Annotated in this window: 23 protein-coding genes; 5 read left to right on the forward strand and 18 right to left on the reverse strand. The window is 62.9% G+C overall.

The window, feature by feature from the left end; all coding sequences use genetic code 11:
• Nucleotides 1–26 precede the first annotated feature (26 nt).
• Complete coding sequence (locus FQS62_RS02715; RefSeq protein WP_088480363.1) at nt 27–1,226, reverse strand: acyltransferase family protein; 1,200 nt, start codon at nt 1,224–1,226, stop codon at nt 27–29.
• A gap of 298 nt (nt 1,227–1,524) precedes the next feature.
• Here FQS62_RS02715 and FQS62_RS02720 point away from each other — a divergent pair, with 298 nt between their 5' ends.
• Nucleotides 1,525–2,988: a hypothetical protein gene (locus FQS62_RS02720; protein ID WP_268923803.1), complete on the forward strand. Its 1,464-nt coding sequence runs from the start codon at nt 1,525–1,527 to the stop codon at nt 2,986–2,988.
• 889 nt (nt 2,989–3,877) lie between these two features.
• On the opposite strand, the gene FQS62_RS02725 is transcribed toward FQS62_RS02720, so the two are convergent.
• From FQS62_RS02725 to FQS62_RS02805, 17 genes are all read right to left on the reverse strand, one after another.
• Entirely contained in the window at nt 3,878–4,633 is a 756-nt protein-coding gene (locus FQS62_RS02725) for an SGNH/GDSL hydrolase family protein (protein ID WP_088480366.1), read from the reverse strand.
• Complete coding sequence (locus FQS62_RS02730) at nt 4,630–5,028, reverse strand: GtrA family protein (RefSeq protein ID WP_208042929.1); 399 nt, start codon at nt 5,026–5,028, stop codon at nt 4,630–4,632. The genes FQS62_RS02725 and FQS62_RS02730 overlap by 4 nt, the downstream gene beginning before the upstream one ends.
• A gap of 2 nt (nt 5,029–5,030) precedes the next feature.
• Entirely contained in the window at nt 5,031–6,338 is a 1,308-nt protein-coding gene (locus FQS62_RS02735; protein ID WP_088480367.1) for an NAD(P)/FAD-dependent oxidoreductase, read from the reverse strand.
• A gap of 28 nt (nt 6,339–6,366) precedes the next feature.
• Nucleotides 6,367–7,311, reverse strand: coding sequence for an NAD-dependent epimerase/dehydratase family protein (locus tag FQS62_RS02740; protein WP_208042928.1), 945 nt, complete (start codon nt 7,309–7,311; stop codon nt 6,367–6,369).
• 1 nt (nt 7,312) lies between these two features.
• Nucleotides 7,313–8,044: an SDR family oxidoreductase gene (locus FQS62_RS02745; protein WP_208042927.1), complete on the reverse strand. Its 732-nt coding sequence runs from the start codon at nt 8,042–8,044 to the stop codon at nt 7,313–7,315.
• Between the two features lie 2 nt (nt 8,045–8,046).
• Complete coding sequence (locus tag FQS62_RS02750; RefSeq protein WP_208042926.1) at nt 8,047–9,360, reverse strand: FAD-binding oxidoreductase; 1,314 nt, start codon at nt 9,358–9,360, stop codon at nt 8,047–8,049.
• Complete coding sequence (locus FQS62_RS02755) at nt 9,357–10,781, reverse strand: UbiA family prenyltransferase (protein ID WP_154348463.1); 1,425 nt, start codon at nt 10,779–10,781, stop codon at nt 9,357–9,359. The genes FQS62_RS02750 and FQS62_RS02755 overlap by 4 nt, the downstream gene beginning before the upstream one ends.
• Before the next feature lie 170 nt (nt 10,782–10,951).
• Nucleotides 10,952–12,883: a hypothetical protein gene (locus tag FQS62_RS02760; RefSeq protein WP_208042925.1), complete on the reverse strand. Its 1,932-nt coding sequence runs from the start codon at nt 12,881–12,883 to the stop codon at nt 10,952–10,954.
• The gene (locus FQS62_RS02765; RefSeq protein WP_208042924.1) at nt 12,880–13,716 is read right to left on the reverse strand and encodes a glycosyltransferase family 2 protein; all 837 of its coding nucleotides are present in this window, start codon (nt 13,714–13,716) and stop codon (nt 12,880–12,882) included. Before FQS62_RS02765 ends, FQS62_RS02760 begins: the two co-directional genes overlap by 4 nt.
• A 22-nt stretch (nt 13,717–13,738) precedes the next feature.
• Nucleotides 13,739–14,098: a DMT family transporter gene (locus FQS62_RS02770; protein ID WP_154348466.1), complete on the reverse strand. Its 360-nt coding sequence runs from the start codon at nt 14,096–14,098 to the stop codon at nt 13,739–13,741.
• Nucleotides 14,095–14,925 carry a sugar phosphate isomerase/epimerase family protein gene (locus FQS62_RS02775; protein ID WP_208042923.1) on the reverse strand — a complete coding sequence of 277 codons (831 nt, stop codon included), beginning with the start codon at nt 14,923–14,925 and terminating at the stop codon, nt 14,095–14,097. Before FQS62_RS02775 ends, FQS62_RS02770 begins: the two co-directional genes overlap by 4 nt.
• On the reverse strand, nt 14,922–15,704 hold the full coding sequence (locus FQS62_RS02780) for an NAD-dependent epimerase/dehydratase family protein (protein WP_154348468.1): 783 nt from the start codon (nt 15,702–15,704) through the stop codon (nt 14,922–14,924). Before FQS62_RS02780 ends, FQS62_RS02775 begins: the two co-directional genes overlap by 4 nt.
• Before the next feature lie 89 nt (nt 15,705–15,793).
• Nucleotides 15,794–16,921 (reverse strand): FAD-dependent oxidoreductase, encoded by a 1,128-nt coding sequence (locus tag FQS62_RS02785; protein WP_226053642.1) that lies wholly within the window; start codon nt 16,919–16,921, stop codon nt 15,794–15,796.
• A gap of 4 nt (nt 16,922–16,925) precedes the next feature.
• Nucleotides 16,926–17,927 carry a glycosyltransferase family 2 protein gene (locus FQS62_RS02790; RefSeq protein WP_208042921.1) on the reverse strand — a complete coding sequence of 334 codons (1,002 nt, stop codon included), beginning with the start codon at nt 17,925–17,927 and terminating at the stop codon, nt 16,926–16,928.
• A gap of 88 nt (nt 17,928–18,015) precedes the next feature.
• A complete protein-coding gene (locus FQS62_RS02795) occupies nt 18,016–18,987 on the reverse strand; it encodes a lysylphosphatidylglycerol synthase transmembrane domain-containing protein (RefSeq protein ID WP_154348471.1) in 972 nt (323 codons plus the stop codon).
• Nucleotides 18,988–19,279: 292 nt separating this feature from the next.
• A complete protein-coding gene (locus FQS62_RS02800; RefSeq protein WP_208042920.1) occupies nt 19,280–20,218 on the reverse strand; it encodes an electron transfer flavoprotein subunit alpha/FixB family protein in 939 nt (312 codons plus the stop codon).
• Nucleotides 20,218–20,964, reverse strand: coding sequence for an electron transfer flavoprotein subunit beta/FixA family protein (locus FQS62_RS02805; protein ID WP_057500379.1), 747 nt, complete (start codon nt 20,962–20,964; stop codon nt 20,218–20,220). The genes FQS62_RS02800 and FQS62_RS02805 overlap by 1 nt, the downstream gene beginning before the upstream one ends.
• 286 nt (nt 20,965–21,250) lie before the next feature.
• Between FQS62_RS02805 and rfbB the strand changes: the two genes are divergently transcribed.
• The 4 genes from rfbB to rfbD are packed head-to-tail and all read left to right on the forward strand — an operon-like array spanning nt 21,251 to nt 24,666.
• Nucleotides 21,251–22,306, forward strand: coding sequence for a dTDP-glucose 4,6-dehydratase (gene rfbB / locus FQS62_RS02810; RefSeq protein ID WP_019660969.1), 1,056 nt, complete (start codon nt 21,251–21,253; stop codon nt 22,304–22,306).
• Nucleotides 22,307–22,322: 16 nt separating this feature from the next.
• The gene (rfbA, locus tag FQS62_RS02815; RefSeq protein WP_057500378.1) at nt 22,323–23,210 is read left to right on the forward strand and encodes a glucose-1-phosphate thymidylyltransferase RfbA; all 888 of its coding nucleotides are present in this window, start codon (nt 22,323–22,325) and stop codon (nt 23,208–23,210) included.
• Nucleotides 23,207–23,764: a dTDP-4-dehydrorhamnose 3,5-epimerase gene (rfbC, locus tag FQS62_RS02820; RefSeq protein ID WP_004141806.1), complete on the forward strand. Its 558-nt coding sequence runs from the start codon at nt 23,207–23,209 to the stop codon at nt 23,762–23,764. The genes rfbA and rfbC overlap by 4 nt, the downstream gene beginning before the upstream one ends.
• Nucleotides 23,761–24,666: a dTDP-4-dehydrorhamnose reductase gene (gene rfbD, locus FQS62_RS02825; RefSeq protein WP_154348473.1), complete on the forward strand. Its 906-nt coding sequence runs from the start codon at nt 23,761–23,763 to the stop codon at nt 24,664–24,666. Before rfbC ends, rfbD begins: the two co-directional genes overlap by 4 nt.
• Nucleotides 24,667–24,678: the final 12 nt, after the last annotated feature.

Raw genomic sequence — 24,678 nt, forward strand, 5'->3', positions numbered from 1 at the left:
CGGGTCAGCCCAGTGCCTGGATTCGATCAGCTGCCGATCTGCCGTGATGTTACGGCGTCCTGCCTGTTACCGAAGAAACGCGAGTAAAACACTTTCCCATAGCGGATGAACGGAACTTCGATCAGGCGGTACGTGGCGTAGGCAATGGCAATTGACACCAGCAGAGTGCCGATAGCCGCGATCATGTAGGTCTGCGTCGCTGGCCAGTCATGATGCTGATTGAGCCGGTCGTACCATGGGCGCAGTGTGTTGATAACCGGACCATGTGCAAGATAGAGCGAATAGCTGATCGTGCCCAGGAAACGCGTGAGTCGATTCACCAGCAGGCGAATGGGATTGAGCGCCAACCCGATGATCAGCAATGAATACCAGACCGCTGGCCACATGTAGGGATGACCCGCAAATATTCTGTCGTCCACCCAGCTGTTGCTGCGCGCCACAAAGATGCACGCAGCAGCCAGCAGCAGAAGAATTCCCAGTGAACGCTCCTGCTCATCGGGTTCATTGACCAAGCGTTCTCTGAGCATGTAATAGCACACGGCACCGAATGCGAAGATCGGCAGGTCTTTGATGAACAGCCATTGCTCGATGCTGGCCGCTGTCTCCGGCGAAAGCGGGAGATGAGGCAGGATGAAAATCATCGCGAAGTAAGCAAGGAGGGTAGCCAGCAGCAGCGACCATGCCTCCACGACATTCCGCGTGCGGAAATAGATGATCGGGAAAATGGCGTAGAAGAGCATCTCCACGCCAATGGTCCAGCTGGCCATGACCAAGCCGCTCTGGTTTCCCGGTACCAGGTTGAACACGAAGAATATGCTCTGCAACACCGCAGCAGGGGTAACCGGAAGGTGATACACCTGCGTCATCAGGATGCAGGTAACCACGAGCCACGCGTAGAACAGGGGGGCAATCCTGAAGAAGCGGTGGGTAAAGAAGGACACGATCGGTCGCGCTTCTTTCAATCTCGCAGGCATGGTGAAGAAGAGCGAGAAACAGCTCACGACGAAGAACAGCATGACGCCGGTCCCGCCCTGGGCGACGAATCCGGACAACCAGGATGGAGCTGCCACGCCTCCCACATAGACCAGATGGAACAGCACCACGTAGGTCGCGGCGATGCCTCGCAGGGCGTCGAGGAAATGCAGCCTTTCACCCCGCCGTATGGACGTGGGCCTGCCTGGGTTCGAGGTATTGTCCTGTGTGACTGGGGAGTTGAGCGATCGCATCAAAGAGGCTCTTGGTCCAGCAGGCGGGGTTGCAGGGCTGCCTGGAAAAGGCGGATATGAAGTTGGCAAGCGGTTGGCAGGTTTGCGGGAACTCGATCTGCCTTGCGCTAAATCGCTGGACTACAATGGGCGCTCAAGCTTCATGGCGTATCAGATCGCCGCCGCCGGGATGCGTACGGCAGCCTGGCCGACCCTGAAGGGATGATTGTCTACAGCGAACCGGCAGTGTCAATGGGTGCTGCGGCCACGTGCTGGATCGGCATCTTCATCCCGCCCACCTACCGAAACAGGAAACAGCATGCCGGAATACAACGTGCCCAACACCGAGGACAAGGCATCAGCCTGGGGAAGACTGGCGTCTGTCATTGCCTGTGTCCTGACCGTGCTGATGATCACGCCGTTGGCTCCCGCCATGCCCTTCCCGGGTTTGGATGGGTCCTGGAGTTACGCGATGAATATTGCCACGGCCGAGCATCTTCGCTTTGGCAAGGACATCGTGTTCACTTTTGGGCCGCTGGCCTCGATCTACACGCGTGTCTACAGCCCTGCCACCGACTGGATGATGCTGTTGGGGTCCGCGCTCATCGCCGTCGCGCTGTTCGCCGGCTTCTTTGCGGTTGCCTCCGCACGCAAGCGTGTGTTTCTGCTGATCCTGCCAGTCGTGATCAGTTTGGCCTGGGGTCGTGATGCGGTGTTCATGCTGGTCCCGGTGCTGATCCCATTCGTGTTGCACCGGGGATTGCAACGCGGGCGTGCGTACACCGCCGCCCTGTGCCTGCTGGCGACAGCTTCGGCTATCCTGCCACTGGTCAAAGGGAACTTTGGCTTGCTGCTTGGCCTGGCGGTGCTGGTCAGTGTGATCATGTACTGGCGCGTCCAGCGACGTTCCGTTCTTTTGATCATTGCCGTTGCCGGGATTTCCCTGCTGACTGCGTGGTTGGCGAGCGGACAGCGTCTGTTGGACCTGCCGGGCTACTTCATCGCCCAGGCGCCCATTGTCTCGGGCTATACCGATGCGATGTCGGTAAGCGGAAGCCTGCGCGACATTGTCTTCTATCTGCTGGCGGCGCCTGTGCTGATGTTCCTGTCCGTGCAGCGCCCGGTGCGGGAATACTGGTATGCACCAGTGATGGTCGCGGCCTATCTGTTCGTTGCGTTCAAGTCTGGCTTCGTCCGGCACGATGAGCATGCATTCGTCGCCGCTGTCGCTCTTGCATATGTTGGATTTCTGATCGTACTGACGCGACGGGGGCGCTGGGGGGCGACGGCGTTCGTGGTGGCGATGCTCGCATGGGCCGGCATCACCCACACTTACGCCCGCGTCGGCTGGGACAGCAGTGTTGCCCGATTTGCCGAGATGGTGCGCAAACCGCTTTTGGGGACCTGGCAACGCCTGACCCAGCCTGACGTGTTGTCCACGCAGTATGCGGCGATCACCGCCGGATTCGGCCAGCGCGCGCCTTTCGCCGGTTATGTCGGGGAGGCCGATGTCTATCCCGTCGACCTTGCGGCACTGATTGGCTCTGGTGCGACCTGGAAGCCACGTCCCGTACTGCAGAGTTATTCGGTCTACACACCTGCCTTGTTGCGGGCGAACGCCAAGCACTTGCAGCAGCCCCCCTGCTCGCGTGTACTTCAACGCCGATCCCATCGATCATCGCTACCCGGCGCTGGAAGACGGCGCGAGCTGGCTGTCCTTGTTGGCTGCTTTCACGCCCAAGGCGCTCGAAGGGGGGTACGCGGTCCTCGAACGGCGGGATGAGGCTAATGAGGTGCTTCAGCCCGTCAGGTTGTCCGAAGTCAATGCCGTCCTCGGGAAAGACGTTGCTGTGGCAGCGTGGCAGGAGCCGGTATGGGTGACGCTGGATATTCAACCCACTCTGCTGGGCAAGCTGTTTTCAACGTTCTACAAAGCCCCCAAGCTGTCGATGAAGGTGCGCTACGAAGATGGTAGTACCGCCGATTATCGAATGATCGCAGGCATGGCGCAGACCGGCTTCCTGCTCTCACCAACGGTGTCCGATGCAAAGGACTTCATTGCTCTCCGTTCCAGCTACATGCACCAGCTGCTGGACGCGAAGCGGGTGGTTTCGTTCGGTGTTGCTGGCGACCGCGGGACCAGCCTCCTGTGGAAGTTGGACTACCGCGTTGCATTCTCCCGCCTTGACGTTCCCCTGTCGGTTGAAGCTGACCGGATCCTGGTACCTGATTGGCAGGCGGCCCAGCCGCTGTCCTCCTACCCCGTATCCGGGGACTGCAACATCGATGAAGCCGATCAACAGCCTGTCAGCGCAAGCATGGATTTGCCCAAGCGCCTGTTCACGATTCGTGGCTGGGCTGCGCTGGATGGGCGTCAAGGCAAGACAAACGATGGAACCTTCCTGCTGATCACAAGTGGCGACACGGTGTCTTACCGCGTCGCGACCTCCCAGGTGCCTCGTCCGGACGTCAGCGCACACTTCCAACAGCCTGGCCTCGAACATGCCGGGTATGAGGTGACAATTGATGGCAGTCGACTGCCTGAGGAGGCTCAGATCCACGTGCTGCAGAGCGGTCCGCAGGGCGACGTGCAATGTGCGGGTGCGACGATCACGTTGCGCAGGTTGCAGGCAAAGATACCTTCCTCGTGAAGGATCAGCGCCGGGCGACGATCAGTCTGCGTGTGCAGGCACATTCTGATGAGGCTGGAACAACCGAAGCAGCTGTTGAAGCACCAGTTCGTGGCCTTTGCGATTGGGGTGATTCGACTGCGCCATCAGTTGCCCCCGATCGCCTCGGAACGCCGCAAATGCAGCCAGGCTGTCGACGACGGGGGTGTGAGTGCGTTCACCAAGCTGGCGGATCATTTCGCCTTGGGTGGCAAGAGCGTCGGCCGGGTCGGAAGGATTCGATGCCATGTCCCAGGTGGGCGTGAGCAGCACGGGGCAGATGTCCGCCTCACGGGCCTTGGATATCATGCCCTCTAGGTTGGACATTGATTTCGCCAAGGAAAGACTCCGATCATTCAGTCCGAAATCAATCAGGACCATCCGGGGATGATGATCGAGCACATCTCGGCTGAAGCGCGCACTACCCTGGTCTGAGTTCTCACCCCCTACCGCCGACGTAATCACATTCAGCACTGCGTGCGGATGACGATCCAGCAGAGCGTCCTCCAGCAGTCGGGGATAGGCATTACGCTTATCTACCACGGGCGTGGCGGCGTAGCCTGCGGGAACGCTGTGACCAAATGCAACAATGTTGATCGTAGCGTTGTCCGGCCATGTTCTGTCGAGGTCCGCTACAAGCCTCGCGATGCAGCGCTGATCCTCTGCGGGGGCAGACGTCGTTGCCGCATGGGTCGGTTGTGCGGCGAATACTGCTGCGATCAGGGCCAGCCAGGCAGAACATGCGGAGGTGGCAGTCATGAGCGGAAAGAGAATCGTTTGTGACCGATGTAGCTGGTGATTACGGGAACAGCGACGCCGATGGCATGGGCAATCGTTTCGTTGTGGAAATCCACGCCCAGTGCTGGCAGCAACCAGCGTGCGAGCAGAAGACTGATCGCCACGGTCTGCGCGACTGCCGCCAGATTGATCACGACGAACCAGAGCATCTGGTGATGCAGCCGGTTGCTGGCTTGGCCGAACACGAACAACTTGTTCAGCGTGAATGCGGTGATCATGCCCAGGCAATAGGCGATCACAATGGCAGGCACGTAGTGCAACCACTGGCTGATGACAATACGTGAGCCGAAGTTGACGGCAGCCGCGAGGCCGCCTGCAACCAGGAACAGGATGAACTGCCGAGACAGGGCAGGCATCTTCACTGCTTGACCAGGGTTCGGGAGGCAAGCTCGGCCAGCGTCTGCCCCACCGCAATGCTCTCGTTGATCGAGCGGTCTTCCGGGTAGTAGTACGCGGTGTCGGCCATGTAGAAGCCCTGCAGCGGCGTCTTCATCGGCGGCAGCATGTCCTGGAATCCCGGCGGGCAGATGGTCTGCGCGTACTCGTAGCGGTGGCAGTGCGTGGCCTTGATCCACTCGGGCTTGAACGCCGGATTGATCATCGGCAGGTAGCTGATCACTTCGTCGATCAGCTGCTGGTTGCTCCACTGCCACTTCGGGTGGGTCTTGGGCATGTAGTACGGCGCGTACACGATGTGCTCGCCCGGACCCTTGCCCGGATTGAGGTTGCTGTACTCGATCAGGCCCGGGATGGTGATGCGGTCATCACTGATGTTCATCCAGAAGTTCTCGCTGACCGGCTGCGACAGCTTCAGGATCACGCAGGCCACCGGGATGTTCTCGATGGCATCGACCTGCTCGGCGAAGGCCTTCGGCAGTGCCGGTACCATCTTCGGCACGTATTGGATGGGTGCGGTCGAAACAACCGCGTCATACGCCTGGTGTGCGCTGGCGGTGCGGATGCCGGTGACCTTGCCATCGACCGCCGTCACTTCCTCGATCGGCTGTGACAGCAGGATTCGACCGCCACGGCGTTGTACCTCCGCGGCCATCTTTTCAAGCAGCACCGCCGATCCGCCCTCCAGATAGCCCATGCTCTCGTTGAACAGGTTGCGCCGCGACAGCGCCACGCGTTTGATGCGGGTGCCGATCCACGATGCCGACAGGTCGTTCTGGTATTCGAAGAACTTCAGGGCGAACGCTTTCTCCCACATGACCTTATAGGCCTTCGGGCCGATCCAGCGGGTGATCCAGTCGCGGGCATTCTCCTTGTCCAGGGCGGTCCAGTCCCGGATGCCCTTGGTGTGCATCACATGCAGGGCGTAACGCACCTTGTCGACAAGACCCAGATGCGGGAAGCCGAGCAGCGCGAACGGCGTGCCCCACTTGTGCAGCTTGCCTTCGTAGTAATAGCCCATCTTGGTGTCTGTCCAATGCAGGCGATCAGACAACTTCATCTCGTCGAGCAACTTGAACAACGGGTAGTCTGTCTTGCAGATGAAGTGGTAATAGCGCTCGATACGCAGGCCGTCGAAGTCGAAATCCGCGGACATGCCGCCGATGCGGTCATCGCGTTCGTAGATGTCGACCTGGTGGCCCTGCTTGAGCAGCTCCAGCGCTGCCATGAGGCCCATGGGACCGCTGCCGATGATGGCGAAATTGGACATGAGGGAAGTCTTCGTCTGTTCTGTCGGATCAGCGCTGCAGCACGATATGGCTGTAGCGTGGGTCGGTATAGCTTTCGCGGATGGCGGCTTCGAACGGGGTCTGCTTCACGCCGAACACCGCCTCGGTATCGACACCCTTGAAGTCGTCACCGGCACTGAGTGCCTTGAGCTGATCGGCGGTAAAGGGCGGCTTGCTGCTGAACAGGCTGTAGATCTTCAGCAGGAACGCAAAGAAGCCGATTGGGATGTGCACGATCAGTGTGTGCAGCTTCTTGACCCGCTTGATGGTGCGGATGATGTCAACGTAGTCCACGCGGGTATCGCCCACGATGTCGAACACCTGGCCGTCCGGTTCGGTCTCGATGCACTTGGCGATGCAGCGGCAGAAGTCGCGCTCGTACAGCGGCTGGCGCATGAAGCGACCATCGCCCGGAATCGGGAACACCGGCGTGCGCGCCATGAAGCGCGACAGCCAGCCCAGGTGCTTGGGATCGAACCAGCCGAACATCAGGGTGGGGCGAAGCACGCAGTGGCGCTGGCCACTGGCCACCACCATCTGTTCCTGCTCGCGCTTGGTGTTGGTGTAGTCGTCCTTGGCGACGGAGTTCACCACCGAGGAGCTGATGTGCACCATGTAGGGCACGCCAGCGGCCTTGCACGCAGCCAGTACGTGGCCGGTTGCGGTCAGGTTGTTGCGCACGAACAGGTCGGTGGTCTTGCCGGTGATCTGCGCGTGCAGCTGCACGACAAGGCGCGCGCCTTCGAAGGCCTGCGCCCAGTCGCCAGGCTCCGCAAGGTCGGCCAGGATCGTCTCTACGTCGGGGTGCAGGCCGCGCAGGATCTCCAGGTTGTGGGCGTGCTTGTCGATCGCCACCAACCGGGTATAGCCCTGCTGCTTCATCTCGACGATGAGGTTCTGCCCCACCAGGCCTGCAGCGCCGGTCAGGACGATCTTGTCGTTCTTGTCTGCCATGTCAGAGCTTGATCCTGCGGAAAACGAACTCGGGAATGTTCTTGATGATCATCATGATCGCCCACCAGAAGCCGGGCAGATACGCCACGGCCTTGCGCTTGCCGATGGCCTTCACAATGCCCGCAGCGACCTTGTCCGGGGTCGCCCACAGGGCGCCCTTCTTGAAGGCGGCGGTCATGGGGGTGTCGACAAAGCCCGGCTTGATCACCAGCACGTTGACGCCGGCCGGACGCAGGCGCTGGCCGAGGCCGCTCAGGTAGGCGGTGACCGCAGCCTTGGCGCTGCCGTAAAGGTAGTTGCTGGCGCGGCCACGGTCGCCGGCGACCGAGGAAATGACCGCCAGGGTGGCGCCGGTCTGCAGGCGCTGCGCAAGCGCCGCGGACAACGCGATGGTGGAGGTGCCGTTGGTGGCGAACTCGCGCAGCGACAGGTCCACCGAGGCATCGCAGGCAGCCTGGTCGGGCAGGGTGCCGTGGGCAATGAGAACGGTGTCGATACCACCCAGCGTGTTCCAGGCTGCATCAAGCAGTGCACCGTGGGCGGCCACATCGTTGACGTCGAGCACGCCGTACTCGGCGCGCTGTGCGCCGCGCACCCGCAGATCGGCGGCGATGGTGTCCAATCGGCCGGCGTTGCGACCCACCAGATAGATCGCAGCCGCGCGGGCGGCATACAGGCGGGCGACGGCTTCTGCAATCGCCGAGGTGGCGCCGATGATCAGGATCTTCTGCATGCTTACTCCATCACCCGGCGCCAGAAGCCGGATGAGAATCGGGGGTCGATGTAGCGGGAGAAGGCCTCCCAGGCCGGGTAGGCCTGGCGGAACAGCGCGCCGGACATGCGCGCATCCTTGGCCGGATAGACGGCGCCGCCAGCCTCGCTGACGATGCGGTCAAGGCGGTCGAGCATCTTCAGCAGCTCCGGGCCGTCATTGGGGAAGTCCAGTGCCAACGTCGTGCCTGGGCGGGGAAAGGACAGCATGCCCGGCGAGGGACGGCTGCCGAATTCCTTCAGCACGGCCAGGAACGAGCCGCGGCCGCTGCGGGCGATCTCGGCCAGCAGGGCCGCAGTCGCGTCGCGGGCCGTCTCTGGCGGCAGCACGCACTGGTGTTGCAGAAAGCCGCGCGGACCATACATGCGGTTCCAGTGGTTGATGCCGTCCAGCGGGTAGAAGTAGCTCTGGTAGTGCGAGACATGACGGGCGCGTCGCGCCGGCTGCCGCCAGTAGTAGAGCGTGTTGAACGGTCGCAGGGTCAGCCGGTTGACCAGCGACACCGGCGGCACCATCGGCATGCTGCGGCGCGGGGCCGAGCTGGGCGTGGCTGCCTGCGGGTTGCCCGGTGCATGGTCGCCGCGCAGGAAATGCCCGCGTCCCAAGTGCTTGCCACTGGCCAGACAGTCGATCCAGGCCACGGTGTACTCGAAAGCGTCAGCCGATTCCCGCGACAGACTGAAGAATTCATCGAGATTGTCGAAGCGGATCGATTCGGTTTCGATCCACGGGCCAGGAACACGCCGCAACTGCAATTCGGCCCAGGTGATGAAGCCGGTCAGGCCGAGGCCGCCCATGGTCGCTTCGAACAGTCCGCTGGCATCGCCAGGTGCCAGCTCCAGTCGCGTGCCGTCACTGCGCAGCAGCTGCAGCCGGCGGACATGATGGCCGAACGTACCGGCGCGGTGATGGTTCTTGCCATGTACATCGTTGCCAATGGCACCACCCACGGTGGCGTAACGGGTGCCCGGCGTGACCGGCAGGAACCAGCCAGTGGGCAGGGCGATGTCGATGATGTCGGCCAGCGTGGCCCCGGCCTCGCAGCGCACGACGCCGGTTGCCGGGTCGAAGGCGATGAAGCGGTCCAGGGAACGGCTGGTTAGCAGGGTGCCATCTGGATTCAGGCAGCTGTCACCGTAACTGCGGCCGTTGCCATGCGGCAACACGCTGCCGCCGTCGCCAGGTAGCGCCAGGCCATCCTCGCGATCAAGCACGGGGACGACGCGCTGTTGCACGCGCGGGTAGCGTCCCCAGGATGAGCCGCTCACTAGGGTCATATCGCGGTCAGTACGATCAGCACGCACAACGCGATGACGATCTGGCTGCCGCGGTCCATCGCCGCGAATACGATCGGATCGTCATGCATGTCGCCACGGTGGGAGACGATCCACATGCGGCTGATCCAGTACAGCAGGATCGGGCACAGCAGCCACAGCAGCTTGGGATTGCTGTAGAGCTCGAGGCTCTCTGGGCTGTTGATGTAAAGCGCGAACACCAGCACGCCGATGTAACCCGCAGCCGCGCCCAGCGACTGCACCAGTGGCAGATCGGCCACCGAGTAGCCACGGCCGATGGCCATTTCCTTGCCATTGGCCAGTGCCGACGCCAGTTCGGTATAGCGCTTGAGCATGGCCAGGCTGAGGAACACGAACATCGAGAACGCCAGCAGCCAGAACGAGAGTTCCGAACCGATCGCCACCGCGCCGCCGATGATGCGCACGGTATAAAGCGCGGCCAGCATCACCACATCGATCATCACGATGCGCTTGAGCTTCAGTGAATAGCTCAGGGTCATCACGTAGTAGCAGAGCAGCACCAGCGCGAACTCTGCACTGCACACGAAGGCCAGCGCGAAGCCCGCCAGCGTGATCAGGGGTGCCAGCAGTAGCCCATGCAGCAACGGCAGCGTACCTGCCGCGAACGGACGCTTGCGCTTGCGCGGATGCATGCGGTCCGGAGTGAGGTCGAGCAGGTCGTTGAGCAGGTAGACACCGGACGCACACAGGCCAAAGGCCAGGAATGCCACGCCAGCATCGGCGATGGAGGCCGGATCCAGGAAGCGGTGTGCGGTCAGCAGCGGCACCAGTACCAGCAGGTTCTTCAGCCACTGGTAGACACGCAGGGCCTTGATCCAGGTCAGCAGGTTGCCGTTCTGCGCGGGAAGATGGGCCAGGACCTCGGTCTGGCGGGCCGCATCGCGGGCCAGAGACGCGTCGTTGTTGACCACGATCGCACCACCGGCGTGTGCCCAGACCTTGAGATCGACCCGGCCGTTGCCCATGTAGTCGAAGCCGCGCTCCCCAAAGCGCGCCGCGAGCGCATGGCCCTTGTTGTTGCCGGAAAGATTGGTATGGCCGTCACTGGCCATGACCTCCTCGAACAACCCCAAGTGATCGGCGATGGGTTGCACCAGCAGTCGGTCCGAGGCGGTACACAGCACGCGTGGGCGCTGCGTGCTGGTGCGCAGGATCTCCAGTACGCGCTCGTCGTAGGGCAGCGTCTCGGCCGGCAGCTGCACCCGCGATGCCAGTTGGCGCTTCACGTAGGCCTTGCCGCGCACCAGCCAGAACGGAATCATGAACAGGTAAAGCGGGTTGTGGGCGAGCAGCGCCAACAACGATTCGTACAGGATGTCCGAGCGGAGCAGGGTACCGTCGAGGTCGACGCAGAGGGCGCGGGATGTGGTCACGTTCTGCATGTTTCCGCTTCAGCGAATCGAGGAGTGTGCATAGCGGCAAGCTTCAGTTCTCGTCAGATCGGCGATTATAGCGGGTCGCCCGGGAAGTCCTGCCGGGTTCCGCCCGCAGCCCCGGTCCAGAGGCGCTCCGCGAATGGGGCGTAGCCGTTGCCCCTGGCCCGACTTGTCGCTTATGGCTTCACATCCGTCAGAAGGCGCTTGAGATCGAGGGGGCAGCCCGGGGTACGCCCGGGGGCCGTCGATGGGTATTCGACGATGATGCAGGGTTGGGTCGTCCCATCTGGCTTTCGTGCCTCCCAGAAGCTGATGCCGCCGCCCTCCGTTATCTCGAAGGACAGCGGCCCCGTTGTACCAGGGGGCACCTCCATGTAGGTATAGGCGTTGTCTTCGATGCTTGGCAGGGCCAGCGTGGCCAGGACGGATGGGGTCCCGTCCGCAAGCGAGGTTGTCAGTACGGCCACCCCGGGGTTGCTGCGTGCGTAGGTTGCCAGTCGCAGGCCAATCCGTCGGGGCGTCTCGTGGGTGTTGTCCGGGGTACGGGTGATGACAAAGCGGTCCCCCTTGGAAACAGGCGGGCTCACGGAGAGGTTGTCGTCTGCCTGGGCAAGAACTCCGATGCCCGCCGCTACGTCCTTGCGGACGTAGTACTGCGTGTGAGGCAGGCGAATGTAATCGCGTGCCATCGCGTCAATGACGCAGCCGCCGTAGCTTGCCCAGTCGTACTTTTCCCATACCTTCCACTCATCCAGCATGACAAGCTTGGGCCGGGTCTTTTCAATGTCCATGCACGGATCGATGCGTATTCCGAGCACCGGATGGTCGAGGTACTGCCGCTGCCACGGAAGATAGAAATAATAGCCGGAGGCAGGGAGCCGTCCTGCGGCCAGGTACTGGTAGTTCTGGAAGGAATAGGCCAGGATCCTGTCGCCCGGGTCGGTGAGTTTCTGCGCGAGCTGCGCAAACTCGGTTGTTTCCGGAATTCTGCGATCGGCCAGCAACTGGTCTTCCTTGGCGCCGCCGACAATCAGTCGAGCCATCAGGATGCAGCACAGTACGAGCAGCAGACCGCGCTGACGGGGGAGCCCCGCCGGGAGCAGGTGCAGGAGCAGCAGCGGCATGGTGAGTGCGACGTAGATATAGCTGAGGCCATGGATGTAAAGGCCGCGAATGAGCATCGAGCCCACTCCCAGTGCGATCAGGATCTCACGCCAGGGAAGTGCTGGGCGTCTGCGCGCAACAGCCGCAAGGGCGGTCACGATGAGACCCAGCAGGAGCAATCCCCCCAGGTCTGATGTTGCCGCGTGGAAGGCGTTTCCAATCAGCTTCAGCAGGCCATGTCCCTCGTTGTACTGTGGAAGGAGTACGGCATTCAGGTAGATGTGGAAGGCAAGGTATCCCTTGACAGAACCTGTCCACACGAGGAGCACGAAGTTGAACGCGATGGCTGCGACGGTCCCGCAAAGTACCTTGCTCCAGTTGTCCTTCTGCACGGATGCGACAAGGAATGCCATCGCGGCTGGAATGTATGTGATCGCAAGAAACGGGATCGAAGCGACCAGCGCACTTCCGACAACGGTCCTGGCCGTGCCGACACGAGGTTCTCCTGCCAACTGCGGGAGCAACCAGGTCGAGAACGCCACGCTGAGCATGATTCCACAGAGTACCTGATAGGAATAAGTGTGCCCGAGCCCGGCCGGCAATATCCCCGCATAGATGGTGGCAATCAGCAGCGTGTAGGTCACACGCACGATTGCATGCTTGTTCCGGATCAATGGAGAGAATAGCAATGCGGCGAGGGAGACCAGCTGCAACACAGCAATCAGCGCGCGATGCGCGGCTATGGAGTGCCCACCCATCAACTCGACCAACATGCCCGGCAGGAACGTAAGCGGGCCATGATGGTTGAAAATCTCCCGATAGAGGCTGCTGCCCGCAATCATCATCCTTGCGGCAACGATGGTTTCGGTCTCGTCGGCAAATTCGCTGAAGTTGAGCAGCCTGAGCTGGTAGGCCGCCAGCGCTGCCATCGATATGGCAAAGACCACCCACGCCGCAGTGGCCGCGGGATCGGTGAAACGGCTACGGAGTGCACGAATCATCATGGTTGGCGCCCGTTGGTTGGGTTGTAGCGGCCGGCGATCGCGGCAAGCAACACACGCAGAATCTGCAGGTTGCCCCTGACGCTGCTGATCTTGGTCGGGACCTCTCCTTCCGGATAGCGGCGTGCCGTGGGCAGCTCCTGGCAACGGAAGCCAAGGCGCGGTGCGCGGTACGAGAGATAGGCCAACAGCTCGTAACCCTGGAAAACGTCGCGGAACACATCGATGCGTGGATCGGTGAGCAATGCCCTGCTGTAGGCACGAAAGCCCTGCGTCGTATCCGTCCATTTGAAGCCGGAGAAAAGACTCAGCAACGGTGCATGCAGCATGCGGATGGCCGCATGACGAGCAGCTGGAGTATTCACGGCAACTCCGCCAGCGATGAAGCGCGATGCCTGCACGAAGTCGACTCCCCGCTTCATCGCATCAATGAAAGATGCGATGGGGGCAGGGTCATCCTTGTTGTTGCCATCAATGGTGACGATGCCTTGGTATCCGCCGTCGAGGCAGAATGCGTAGGCACAGCGCAGTTGGGCGCTGAGCCTGCCTGCCCCGGTCTTGACCAGCAGTGCCGCGACGCGGTGATCGCGTAGCAGCTGCTCGGCCAGCGATCCATCGGTGCTTCCGCCATCGACGACGATGACGTCGGCAATATCGGCAATGCCGATGTCATCCATGCGTGACAGCAGCGCGCGGATGCGTTCGCCTTCGTTGATCACCGGAATTACGACAGCATGATCGTGGCGCTTGTCGCGAAACCGCATCTCCGTAAACGCGGGCACCTGGCGATGTACGTCGCGCCTGGCCAGATCTTTGGGAGGGATGGAAGTGGTCATTGCGGAAGTCACTGTAGATCTGTCAGGGGGCGTGAACGGTGATCAGGACAACGCCGGAGAGTATCAATGCAATGCCCGCCATCGTTGTCCAGGGCATCGTTTCGCGGAAGGCGAACACCGACATACAGGCCACCAGCGCAATGGCACCCGCCGTGGAGATTGGATGGGCGACATTGAGAGGGAGGCGTGCCAGCGACATGGAGTACAGCATGAATGCGCCGCCATACAGCGCGAGGCCTACCCAGAATGGCCAGTTCCGCAAGGCGGCGATTGGATCGGCAAGCGAAGGGAACTCTCTTGGTGCGCTGACTGCGACCTTGATGAGCGCGCTGGCTCCCGCGTTGCACAGGATGCCGACGAAAAGGATCAACCATTTGTTCATGGCGATGCTCCAGAGGACGGGGCGCGATAGTGGTCGAGCACGAACTGCAGCGGAGACTTCAGTGCCGCTACTCCATCCGCCGGCCGAAGCATCTCGATTGTCAGCGGCGCATCGTGCATGTACTGGTTCAGGGCGGCGGCCGTCGAGGCATGATCGGTGCCGCGCGTTCCCAAGGGGGCCAGGCTGGGCTCGCTCAGGTGTACATGCCCGACGATGTCGGCGTGCCGCGCCAGAAGTTCGGCGGGGTCTTCGCTGTTGATGAAGATCGAACCGGTATCGAACTGCATCCTGATGTGCGCGTGCCCTGTCATGCGCACGACTTCGGCGGTCGCCTCCGTGTGCGTCATGAAGTTCGCGCCGTAGCATTCCGGGTTGGGTTCAAGGCAGAGCGTGATGCCTTCCGGGCGGGCGGCTTCACCCAGGCGATGGAAGAACTCCGCGCCGGCTTCATTGGCCTGGCGCAGCGGCATCGAGCCCCGGTCACGGTTCCGTGGTGAGCCGAACACCGCACGCGTCGCGCCCAGGCCGGAACCGATACGGAACACGTGGCGAAGATGTTCAAGCATGCGCAGCTGGACATCGGCCGAAGCAAAGACATTCAGGCCTTCCGTTCCGAACAGCAGTGACTGCATGCCGATGATGCGAATGCCGAGCGCTTCCCATGAGCCGCGGACCCTGGAGATCGCCGCATCGCTGGCTTCTGCAGGCACCGGGAAGTACTTGCTGGGAGCCACGTCGATGTTGCGCACACCCAGATCGCCAAGGAGCTGCGCAACGGCGTCGTCCTCGTCCGGGTTCCAGGCGATGTTGGAGATCGAGATGCTCATCGCGTCGCCACTGAATGCGCTGGCTCGGTCTGATGGTACGCGCGGATGGCGGTGAGCGTGGCTGCCCGGTCATACTGGTAGCCTGCATTCCCCTGGGAAGCGGCGGCGTAGCGACTGAGCATGTTGTAACGGGCTGGCACGCTGGAGACTTGATTGTCGAACTCCAGCCCGAAGCCTTCCCGAGCCACTTCGCCGACGCTCAGGGGGAAAGCGGTAAGGTGTAGCAGCTCGATGCCTTGCTGCCGGGCAACCTGGATGTCCGCATTGAGGTTCACCATAGGATAGAACTGGAACCGGGCCCGGCTGTCGATGGCGTGCACGTTGTTGTTGTTGTGCAGATCGAAAATGACGTTCTTTCGGAGGCCGGGGCCGACCAGGCCGGGAAGGCGAATGATTGTCCGCGACCTGAACCGGGATTCGACGAATTCTTCAAGTTGGCGCCGATGCAGGCCATATGGATGTAGTCCGGTCGTCACGACCGGCGTCGATTCATCGACGTCGACCGGGTTCGCAAATACGTCCACCGTGCTGATCAGGACGAGGTGGTCACACCTGATCGAATCCAGTGTCCTGATCAGCGCCTGGATGTTCTCCCTGTCGGCTTCGGGCTCACGGTTGGCGATCCATTTCTGCGCCGGCGCAGCCGAACAGACCACTGTTTCGTAGGCCTGCGCGGCAACATCCCCGATGTTGCTCCTGTTGAACAGATGATCGAACCGGGTCTGGCGCTTCAGGGTGGAACCCACGAAGCCGGTATGTCCGATGAGCGCATGAGGCATGGAGTGCTCCTGGTGCCCGGCAGCCCGGACGGTAGTGCGAGAGGATTGTGGCGAAGCGGTACGGACGGCCGCGGATCCCGTGTCCTGCGCTAAGGGCAACGCCGGAAGGTGAGGGTATCCAGATGACCGAGTACGTCGTAAATGTTGTCAAGCTTCCCGCCCAGTATTGTCGCGTACCCGGGCAGTTCGGGATACGACTCGAACAGGATGGGGCGGCCATCATCGCCCTCGTTCTTCATCAGGACCGTTTTAACTTCGAACAGCGACTGCTGGTAGCTGGCCTTGCAAATGCTGGGGAGGTAGCGGGCAGCGTCCCGCAGCATGCGATCAATCCGGCTTGAACGGGCATGGGCTTCCAGCTCGGTGTAGGGATTGCGCTCCGGCGTGTCGGTCCATGCCGTATGGGGCGTGTAGCGCACATGGGAAAGCGTGCTCGACTGGCGCGTGGGGAAGGGCATGACGGAGAAGAAGGGCCCGTCCATGACGGTGATGCCCATGCCTTCCAGGGCAGGAGGAAGCTGGATCAACGCCATTTCGGTGATCTCGTGCTTGAGGCGGGCATGACTGCGGCCGTGCGGGCCGTCGATCAGGTTCAGCCCGGCGTACGTGCAGTTGAATACCTGCTGGGCCACGAGGGAGGTTGTAGCGCTTCCGTCAATGCTGCGCAGGCATACGCGCACCGCGTCGCCCTCCTTTTGCACGGCAGTCGCCTCCTGCTGCAAGACTACATGCACGCCCGCAGCTGACAGCCTGGCTACAAGCATCTGGCGCATCCGTTCGGAGTCGAATCCGTACTCCTTCGCGACGAACGCCTGTTCGATCAGGTTCGGGTTGAACAACGATGCCACCGAAGCGGGTGCTGGTGTCAGCGGGGCATCGATCGTCTCGCAGAAGCGGACGAACTGGGTAGCAGTGACCTTTGAGTTGCGGCGCGCAATCGCGTAGATCTTCAGGAAATCGGAACGCACCGCCGAGTCCCATTCCTGCATGAAACGGGGCAGGTTCACTCTGCTGCGATAGGCTGTGGTGAAGCTGCGGGGATAGTGGTAGCCGTTGTGCACGCGAGCCTGGTTCGCGAACGAAGCGCGTTGCATCAGGCGGGGTTCGCGTTCAATCAGGATGACGCTGGCAAGTCCCCTCTCGCTGGCGAGATAGCAGGCGACCATGGCCCCATAGAAGCCACCGCCGATGATGATCGCATCGGCATCCAGTGGCATGTGCTCAAGCACGCCCGGACGGCCCGGCCGTACGTTCCACGTTGACGCGTTCGAGGCGTTCGAGGCGGGCGCTGTTGAACTCCTGGGCAACGTGGAAGGATGGGCCCTCGTTGCTGAGAGCGGCCATGTGCAGGATGTACTCGCCCAGTACCAGCAGGACAAGGGAGATCAGCAGGAACATCCCGGATTGCTGCAGCGAAAGGCTGACCCAGCCTGGCGCAACGTCCGCCTTGAAAACGGCGATGGCCAGGACATAGAAGGAGTAGAGAAGATTGGCCAGTGCGCCGAAGGTGGACAGCATGGTCACCAGTCGTATGGGCAGCCGGGTGCTCGATACCAGCAGGCGCATGCCCCGGTCGATGCTCTGCCCGAGTTTCTTCTCCGGGGATGCCCTCGGTTCGTACCGGTACGTCACGTTGGCCCGTGTAAAGCCCGCGGTGACGGGAAGCAGGCGATAGATTGCGGCCGGACGGGGATGCTGCAGGATGTAGTTGACCACTGTCCTGCTCATCACCCTGTACTGCGGAGCTTCCGTTCCCGGGTCAACGCCATTGAGCCAGCGGAAGGCGTGGTTGAATGCAGCACTGGCCAGCCGGTACGCAACGCCAAGGCGCGGACGGGCCTGGTTGTTGGCGAACACTACGTCCGTGCCTGTGACCGCCGTCTCCAGCAACTGCGGGAGGACTGAAAGATCATCTGTCAGGGGGTCCAGAACGACGATGAAATCGCCGAGCGCACTTTCGACCCCTGCCCAGGCGGCTGTTTCCCAGGCAACGGTCTGGGTCAACGCATAGACCTGTAGATTTGGCAGGCCGCCTTCGCCGGTGAGCTCTCGCAGTCGAGCAACGCTCTCATCGGTGGAACCGTTGTCCACCACGACGAGCTCATAGTCGGTGGCCAGTGCACCCAAGCGGCCAACGGTTTCCGACAGCAGTGGTGCCAGGTGCGCGCCATGGTTCCGCATCACGTAAACCACGGAAATGAAGGCTGAAACGGATGCGGTCACTCCAGCTCCTTGGGTGCACAGAATGCGGCCAATTGCGTCGCAACTCCTCGATTATAGCTCGATCAGCACCGCATACAGAGCGGGTTGCCTATCCAGGAGCGCCGGGGCCGCGCGTCTCCAGTACGGCCGCGGCAATCATGCCGACGGCCACTGCCAACCACAGGCTGGCCAAGCGGATACCAATGGCGGCGGCCAGGGCGGCGTCCGGCTCCGCACCCGATGCCGCCAGCATCAGGACAATCGCTGCCTCGGTGGTGCCGACGCCCCCGGGAACGAAGGAAAGAGCGCCAATCAGCATCGCCAAGGGGTAGATGGCCATGGCGTACTGCCAAGGCAGGACGATGTCCAGTGCATTGCACAGCCAGGCGAAAGCTGCCGCTGTGAGCAACCATGCCAGTGCCCCGCAGACGGTACTCGCCACCGTCAGTCCCGGGCGCAACAGCGGGCGCAAGGAGATGGCGCCACCCATCAGGAAGCGCGCAAGGCGGCGCAGGGGCTGGCCGGGAAGACGGTTGACAAACGCGCTGGCCAGGCGCTGCAGCCGGGGCGCACAGGCAAGCAGGCAAAGGGCCACGACCAGGCACAGCACGATGCTGGCGAGCACACCGAAAAGTGGAACCAGGTGGGCCGCTGCAAGGCTCAATCCGGTTATCACCAGCAGATCCAGCGCGCGTTCGTAGATGAAGGTGGTCAGCGTGACTTGCGCGGGAACCCCAAGGCGGGAGAAGTAGCGAATGCGCAGAAGCTCGCCAGCCTTTCCGGGAGAGGCCGTGAAGGCGAACCCTGCGAGATAAGCGAGGATGCCGGCTCCCCAGCCCGTGCGCTGGCGCTGTGCGCTCAGCAGCATGCGCCACCGCAGGTAGCGCACCCCATAGCTGGCCAGGACCAGGACAGCACAGCCCGCCAGCGGCAACGCAAGCGCCTGCAGGCGGGTCAGGATCTGCTTGTCACGATCGACATACCACAAGCCCAGCAGGTAGACGCTGGCAATCAGGGTCAGCCAGACCAAAGCCCGTCCGCGGCGGATCGGGGGGGCGGTGGTGGAAAGGCTTTCGGACACGGGAGCGGCACCTTCTGCAGCGTCGGCAGGAACGTCGCGGCCGGACGGGGCGCGATCCTACCATTGCGCCTGTCGGCGCCGTGCACGTTGCCGGCAACGTTGATCCTCTCGGCTTCTCCAACAAGCCGATGCATGGGCTTGCAACGGGTGATCCACTCGGGCCCGCGTAAACGGCGATGGCCTGCAGGTCGTGGGCCGGGCTCGATGTCCGCGCACCGAAAGATGTCCGCGTACCGAAAAGGGTCGGAATCGACTGATTCCGACCCGTGTTGCTGTAAGGCCGTACTTCGAATTACAGCGCCTTTTCCAGCTCCGGCAGGATCGCAAACAGATCCCCGACCAGGCCGATATCGGCAATTTCAAAGATCGGCGAATCCGCATCCTTGTTGATCGCCACGATCGTGCCGGCATCCTTGATGCCGGTCAGGTGCTGGATCGCACCACTGATGCCAACGGCCACATACAGTTCCGGCGCGATGATCTTGCCGGTCTGGCCGACCTGCAGGTCGCTGGGCACGTAGCCGGCATCGACCGCGGCACGCGAGGCACCGACGGCGGCACCGAGCTTGTCGGCCAGCTGGAAGATCACCTTGAAGTTCTCTTCCGAACCGACACCACGGCCGCCGGAGACCACGCGCTTGGCGCTCTGCAGGTCAGGGCGGTCGCTGGCACCGGCGGCCAGGCCGACGAAGCGGGTGTGGGTCGGCAGGGCAGCATCGACGCTGGCCGCTTCGATGGCCGCGCTGCCGCCCTGGGCCGCTTCCGGCCACGACGCGGCACGCACGGTCGCGACCACGATCTGGTCGGCCGGGGCTTCGACGGTGATGATCGCGTTGCCGGCGTAGATCGGGCGCTTGAAGGTGTGGCTGCCTTCGACGCTCATCAGATCGGAGACCTGGTTGACGCCGAGCAGGGCGGCCACGCACGGCATCAGGTCCTTGCCGAAGGTGGTCGACGGGCCGAACACGTGGCTGTAGCCCTTGGCCAGCTGCGCGATCTGCGGTGCCAGTACCTGGGCGATGGCCTGCGCGTTGGCGGCATTGGCCACGGTCAGGACCTTGGCGACGCCGGCGATCTTCGCGGCTTCGGCGGCAACGCCGGCCGGGTCGGCGGCCAGCACCACCACATCGATGCTGGCACCGCTGATGGCGGCGGCGGCGCTGACGGTCTTGGCGGTGGCGGCGTTGAGCTTGCCGTCGTGGTGTTCGGCGATGACGAGAATCTTGCTCATTACAGCAGCCCCTTCTGCTTGAGTGCGGCAACCAGTTCGGCCGCGTCCTTGACCATCACGCCCTTGCTGCGCTTGGACGGCGCGGCGTAGTGGGTGGTCTTGAAGGTGTCGGCGGCGTCAACACCGAGATCGGCCAGCTGCAGGGTTTCCAGCGGCTTGGCCTTGGCCTTCATGATGTCCGGCAGCTTGATGAAGCGCGGTTCGTTCAGGCGCAGGTCGGTGGTGACCACCGCCGGCAGGTCCACTTCCAGCGTTTCCAGGCCGGCGTCGACTTCGCGGGTCACGGTGGCCTTGCCGTCGGCAATCTCGAGCTTGCTGGCAAAGGTGGCCTGCGGGCGGCCCCACAGCGTGGCCAGCATCTGGCCGGTCTGGTTGGCGTCGTCGTCAATGGCCTGCTTGCCGAGGATCACCAGATCCGGCTGTTCCTTCTCGATCAGCTTGAGCAGGGTGCGCGACGCGGTCAGCGGCTGGATGGCCTGGTCGGTGACGACGTGGATGGCACGGTTGGCGCCCATGGCAAGGCCGTTGCGCAGGTGCGCCTGGGCATCGGCCGGGGCGATGGTGGCGACCACCACTTCGCTGGCGATGCCCTTGTCGCGCAGGCGCAGGGCTTCTTCCAGCGCGATTTCATCGAAAGGGTTGGGCGACAGCTTGACGCCGTCGGTGACCACGCCGGAACCGTCCGGCTTGACCTGAATGCGGACGTTGTAGTCCACCACGCGCTTGTACGCGACGAGGATTTTCATCTGCTGCTCGATCCTTGTAGTGCCGGCCACCGGCCGGCTCACAGTTGCGGAGAACGCCCGGTTCTGGAACAGCAACCGGTTCGGGGGTGGGATCCCGATTCTAGCCGGCTTGAAGGCACCATGCGAATGCGTATGGTTATGCTGCGGCGCGGCAAAAACATACCCGTTCCGGTGTTCCGTTCACGTCACGCAGGCAGTCGTGAAGGCCATCGGCATGTATCCTGTGCCGCTGTGTCGGGGCGCTCATGGGCGCTCCTTGGATGAATTTCGATCAGGAGAACAGGTAGTGCCCACATGGCTTGTCACCGGCGGCGCCGGATTCATTGGCGGTAACTTCGTTCTCGAGGCCGTCGCGCGCGGCGTCAAGGTCATCAACCTCGATGCGCTGACCTACGCCGGCAACCTGAAGACCCTGTCCAGCCTGGACGGCAACCCGAATCATGTGTTCGTGCAAGGGGACATCGGCGACCAGGCGCTCGTCACCCGCCTGCTGGCCGAGCACCGGCCGGACGCCGTGCTCAACTTTGCCGCCGAGAGCCACGTGGATCGCTCCATCGACGGCCCGGGCGCCTTCATCCAGACCAACGTGGTGGGCACCCTGGGCCTGCTGGAAGCGGTGCGCGACTACTGGAAGGCGCTGCCGGCCGAACAGGGCGCGGCCTTCCGCTTCCTGCACGTGTCCACCGACGAGGTGTACGGCACCCTGGGTGAGACCGGCAAGTTCAGCGAAACCACGCCGTATGCTCCGAATTCCCCATATTCGGCGTCGAAGGCCGCTTCGGACCATCTGGTCCGTGCCTTCCACCACACCTACGGGCTGCCGGTGCTGACCACCAACTGCTCCAACAACTACGGCCCGTATCATTTCCCCGAGAAGCTGATCCCGCTGGTGATCGCCAAGGCGCTGGCCGGCGAGCCGCTGCCGGTGTACGGCGATGGCAAGCAGGTGCGCGACTGGCTGTTCGTGTCCGACCACTGCGAAGCGATCCGCACCGTGCTGGCCAAGGGCCAGGTCGGCGAGACCTACAACGTCGGCGGCAATTCGGAAAAGCAGAACATCGAAGTGGTGCAGGCCATCTGCGCACTGCTGGACCAACGCCGCCCGCGCGCGGACGGCCAGCCGCGCAGCAGCCAGATCACCTACGTCACCGACCGCCCGGGCCATGACCGCCGTTACGCGATCGATGCCTCCAAGCTGAAGAACGACCTGGGCTGGGAACCGGCCTACACCTTCGAGCAGGGCATCACCTTCACCGTTGACTGGTACCTGGACAACCAGGAATGGGTCAACGGCGTGCTCGACGGCAGCTACCGTCTGCAGCGCATCGGCACCGCGGCCTGAAAACCCAGGAGACCTCATGACCCAGCGCAAGGGCATCATCCTCGCCGGCGGCTCCGGCACCCGGCTGTATCCGATCACCAAGGGCGTCAGCAAACAGCTGCTGCCGGTGTATGACAAACCCATGATCTACTACCCGCTCAGCGTGCTGATGCTGGCGGGCATCCGTGAAGTGCTGATCATCAACACGCCGCACGAGCAGGCGCTGTTCCAGCAGCTGCTCGGCGACGGCTCGCAGTGGGGCATGGACATCCAGTACGCCGTGCAGCCCAGCCCCGATGGCCTGGCCCAGGCCTACCTGATCGGCCGTGATTTCGTCGCCGGCAAGCCGAGCTGCCTGGTGCTGGGTGACAACATCTTCCATGGCCATGGCCTGCGCGAGGTGCTGCGCAACGCTGACCAGCGCGAGCAGGGCGCGACCGTGTTCGGTTACTGGGTCAATGACCCGGAACGCTACGGCGTGGCCGAGTTCGACAAGGACGGCAAGGTCATCGACCTGGTCGAGAAACCGGAGAATCCGCGATCGAACTACGCGGTCACCGGCCTGTACTTCTACGACGGCAATGCCAGTGACTATGCGGCTGAGCTCAAGCCGTCGCCGCGTGGCGAGCTGGAGATCACCGATCTGAACCAGCGCTACCTGCGTGAAGGCCACCTGCATCTGGAGGCGCTCGGCCGTGGCTACGCCTGGCTCGATACCGGCACCCACCAGTCGCTGCTGGAGGCATCCAACTTCATCGAGACCATCCAGACCCGTCAGGGCCTGCAGGTCTGCTGCCCGGAAGAAATCGCGTTTGGCAAGGGATGGATCACCGCCGAGCAGCTGGAAGCACTGGCTGCACCGCTGATCAAGAATGGCTACGGCCAGTACCTGCACAAGCTCGCCCTGCGTGGAGTCGTTCCGTGAAAGTGATTGAAACCAAGTTGCCCGGCTGTGTGGTGATCGAGCCGGCCGTGTTCGGCGATGCCCGTGGTTACTTCTTCGAAACCTGGAACGCCGAGCGCTTCGCTGCGCTGGGCCTGCCGGATCGCTTTGTGCAGAGCAATGTTTCCACCTCGGCGCAGGGCGTGCTGCGCGGCCTGCACTACCAGTGGCCGCGGCCGCAGGGCAAGCTGGTCAGCGTGCTGGAAGGCGAGGTCTATGACGTGGCCGTCGACATCCGTCGCGGTTCGCCGACCTTCGGCCAGTGGGAAGCGGTGGTGCTGAGCGCGGAGAACAAGAAGCAGTTCTGGATTCCGGAAGGCTTCGCCCACGGCTTCGCTGTGCTGTCCGAACGCGCGGTGTTCAGCTACCTGTGCACTGAGGTCTACCTCAAGGACTTCGATGCCGGCGTGCGCTGGAACGATGCAGACATCGCCGTGGACTGGCCGGTCAGTGCACCGACGCTGTCGGCCAAGGACGAGAACGCCCCCTTCCTGAAGGACATCGCTGAAGACCGCCTGCCGGTCTACGTGCCATGACGGTTCTGGTATTCGGCGGCAACGGCCAGGTCGGCCAGGAGCTGCTGCGCGCGCTGGCGCCGCTGGGCAAGGTGGTCGCGACCACCCGCAGCGGCGTCCTGCCCGATGGCAGCGCCTGCGAAACCGCCGATTTCGGCCAGCCGGACAGCTTGCCGGCCCTGCTTGACCGGCTGCAGCCGTCGATCGTGGTCAACGCGGCCGCCTACACCGCCGTCGACCGTGCCGAACAGGAGGTCGACGCCGCCTTTGCGGCCAACGCGCAGGCGCCGGGCGTGATCGCACGCTGGTGTGCGGCGCATGGCGTGCCGTTCGTGCATTACTCCACCGATTATGTGTTCGATGGACAGGGCACTTCCCCGTACCGTGAGGACGAACCGACCGCGCCGCTGGGTGTCTACGGCACCAGCAAGCGTGATGGTGAGGACGCCGTACGGGCGGCGGCAGGACGCCACCTGATCTTCCGCACGGCATGGGTGTATGCCTCGCATGGTGCGAATTTCCTCCGCACCATGCTGCGTGTCGGCGCCGAGCGGGAGCAGTTGCGTGTGGTAGCTGACCAGGTGGGTACGCCGACGCCGGCGGCGCTGATCGCCGATGTCACCGCGCAGGCACTGCAGCATCCGGGGCAGTTGTCGGGCACCTGGCACCTGACCGCCAGTGGCCAGACCAGCTGGCATGGCTTTGCCGAGGCGATTTTTGCCGAGGCGCTGGCGACGGGCGTGTTGACGAAGGTGCCCGCCGTCGAGGCGATTCCCAGCTCAGAGTATCCGACGCCCGCCAAGCGCCCGGCCTGGTCGGTGCTGGACAACCGTCGGTTGCAGCAGGATTTCGGCATCGTGCTGCCGACGTGGCAAGACGGCCTGTCGCGCGTGATCGGCGAGGTCGCTGCGGCCCGCGGCTGAGGTAGCGCAGGC

This window comes from Stenotrophomonas sp. SBJS02 (assembly GCF_020428325.2).
In the GTDB taxonomy this organism is placed as follows: Bacteria; Pseudomonadota; Gammaproteobacteria; order Xanthomonadales; family Xanthomonadaceae; genus Stenotrophomonas; species Stenotrophomonas africana.